This is a genomic window from Ligilactobacillus equi DSM 15833 = JCM 10991 (assembly GCF_001435735.1).
Lineage (GTDB): Bacteria > Bacillota > Bacilli > Lactobacillales > Lactobacillaceae > Ligilactobacillus > Ligilactobacillus equi.
Window position 1 is genome coordinate 1 of sequence record NZ_AZFH01000034.1, and the last position, 2,470, is coordinate 2,470.

The following is a 2,470-nucleotide window of genomic DNA, read 5'->3' on the forward strand; positions in this document are numbered from 1 at the left end:
GGAGCTTATATCCCCCCACTAAAGTAGGGGGATTTACGCTCCTTTTTCATTAAATTTATTTAACTTCTAAAATTTTAACGGTCATATCTCCACCAGGTGTTTCGATAGTTACCATATCGCCCACCTTGTGTCCAATTAAGCTAGCCGCAATTGGGGATTCGTTAGAAATCTTCCCATTGAAAGCATCCGCTTCGGCAGAGCCTACAATCTGGTATGTTTCTGGTTCGTCATCATCTTCTTGGAAAACTACCGTCTTACCAATCGCAACCTCATCATCACTTACATCACTGTTATCAATAATTTCAGCATGTTGTAACTGATTTTCGATTTCTTTAATTTGACCTTCATTGTGCGCTTGTTCATCCTTAGCGGCTTCATATTCTGAGTTTTCAGATAAATCCCCAAAAGAACGTGCCACTTGGATGCGCTTCACAATTTCAGCCCGTTTTTCTGTTTTTAAGAATTCTAATTGTTCTTCTAATTTTTGCTTACCTTCTAAGGTCATTGGAAATGTTTTTTCAGCCATATTTTCACCTCATAAATTTACTTATCTACTAGTATAGCACATTTAATCACTAATGATATCACGAATCTTTGTGACCAACAAGTCAATCGCTACTTGATTAGAGCCCCCTTCAGGCACAATTAAGTCTGCATAACGCTTGGTTGGTTCAATAAATTGATGGTACATTGGCTTCACTGTACTTTGATACTGGTCAATCACTGATTGTAACGAACGTCCCCGTTCCTCCAAATCCCGTTGAATCCGGCGAATAATACGAATATCATCATCAGTGTCCACAAAAACCTTGATATCCATCAAATCCCGCAAGCGAGGATCATTTAAGACCAAAATTCCTTCCACAATGATAACTTCCTTAGGTTCGACTAAAACCGTCTTATCACTACGAGTATGTTCCGTATAATCGTAAACCGGAATTTCTACATTTTGCCACTCTAATAATTGCTTGATTTGTTCAATCATCAAATCAGTATCAAAAGCATCAGGATGGTCGTAGTTGGTCTTTACTCTTTCTGCCATGGGTTTTTCTGATTGATCCCGGTAGTAAGAGTCTTCTTCTAACATCAACAATGAGTGTCCTTGTAATTGATCAAAGATAGCGTGAGAAACCGTGGTTTTCCCGCTACCGGAGCCTCCAGTAACTCCAATAACAACAGGACGTGGACGTTTGTTTGGTGTAGACATTATTAATCTCCTCAATTATTTATTTTCATTTTTCTTACTTGCATCAGTTTTGGCTTGAACCATTTCAACATTTTTTTGATGTTCATCGTAGTCTTTCGAATAGTAAACTTTCTTACTATGGATATCAGCTACAAAGTAAAGGTAGCCCTTATCACGGTCTTTAGGGTTTAAAGTCGCCTTAATAGCGGAAAGGCTTGGGTTATTATAAGGTCCTGGACCATAACCCTCATACTTATACAGATTGTAAGGTGAATCAACTTCTAAATCCTTGTAAGTTACAACTTCCTTATGGTGCCCTAAAGCATAAAGAACAGCTACATCGGTTTGTAGTTTCATCTTCTTGTCAATCCGATTCCAAAAGACCCCGGCAATCATACGGCGATCATCGTCAGTGGCACCTTCACGTTCAACCAAAGACGCCATAGTTAAGACTTCGTGCACCGTGTACTTCTTATCCTTGATTTCTGCATAATAGGGTTGAAGATGTTGGTTGGTGGTAGCCACCATTTCCGTTACCAATTCCTTAAGCGTGGTTTTCTTGCTTGCTGTGTAGGTAGCGGGGTAAAGATAACCTTCTAAGCGATAGCGTACATCTTTAGCTTGCATAGCTGAATCCAAGAGTTCTGGATATTTAGCTTGTAATTCCTTCAAAAAACTCTCGTCATTTAGCAGGTTTAAGAACGCTTGCTTACTGTACTTAGTATTTAAAGCAACTTCATCACCAATCTGATCAGCCGTGGCCCCTTCTCGAACCACCACTCGGCCAGTATTCATTAGAGCTGTGGCTGAGCCACCCTTAGCCAATTCCTTAGCAATTTGCGTCAAGGTCATCGAAGGTTTTAGTACATAGTAACCTGACTTGAAACCTCCAAGTTTTTTGGTACGAGTATAGTAGTCAAAAACAAAACCGTTCTTAATGATTTTTTTCTTTTCTAAAATATTCCCAATTTGCTTACTAGTAGAACCGGCAGGAATTTGTACCTGAATTTGTTGACTAGAATTGGGATGCAAGGGTTTCAAGGCTCCTTGGACGTAATTATAAGTCACTCCACAGAAAGCTACAAATAAAAGTACCACCATAATAACCACACCATTCACAATTCGGCGGGCTTTTTTCGGTGTAGCTTTTCTCTCCCCCCGTGGTGGTAAGGATGAACCTTCGGCTGCGTCAAGCGTGTCTTTTTCATTTCTTTTCTTCACACTACTGCCTGCTATATAAAATGTAGAATAATATAGAATGAAAAGTATCTTATTCTATATTAT

Annotated in this window: 3 protein-coding genes; all 3 read right to left on the minus strand. The window is 39.4% G+C overall.

What is annotated here, in order from left to right:
- Positions 1–55: 55 nt before the first annotated feature.
- From greA to mltG, 3 genes are read right to left on the minus strand one after another with little or no spacing between them, the layout of a single operon-like run.
- The gene (gene greA, locus FC36_RS04265; protein ID WP_023859670.1) at positions 56–526 is read right to left on the minus strand and encodes a transcription elongation factor GreA; all 471 of its coding nucleotides are present in this window, start codon (positions 524–526) and stop codon (positions 56–58) included.
- 42 nt (positions 527–568) lie between these two features.
- Positions 569–1,207 (minus strand): uridine kinase, encoded by a 639-nt coding sequence (gene udk / locus FC36_RS04270; RefSeq protein WP_025021568.1) that lies wholly within the window; start codon positions 1,205–1,207, stop codon positions 569–571.
- A gap of 15 nt (positions 1,208–1,222) precedes the next feature.
- Complete coding sequence (gene mltG / locus FC36_RS04275; protein ID WP_051528025.1) at positions 1,223–2,287, minus strand: endolytic transglycosylase MltG; 1,065 nt, start codon at positions 2,285–2,287, stop codon at positions 1,223–1,225.
- Between the last annotated feature and the right edge of the window lie 183 nt (positions 2,288–2,470).

Coding starts and splice junctions, on each gene's coding strand:
- greA (WP_023859670.1), bottom strand. CDS start 526: ATGGCTGAAAAAACATTTCCAATGACCTTAGAAGGTAAGCAAAAATTA.
- udk (WP_025021568.1), bottom strand. CDS start 1,207: ATGTCTACACCAAACAAACGTCCACGTCCTGTTGTTATTGGAGTTACT.
- mltG (WP_051528025.1), bottom strand. CDS start 2,287: ATGGTGGTACTTTTATTTGTAGCTTTCTGTGGAGTGACTTATAATTAC.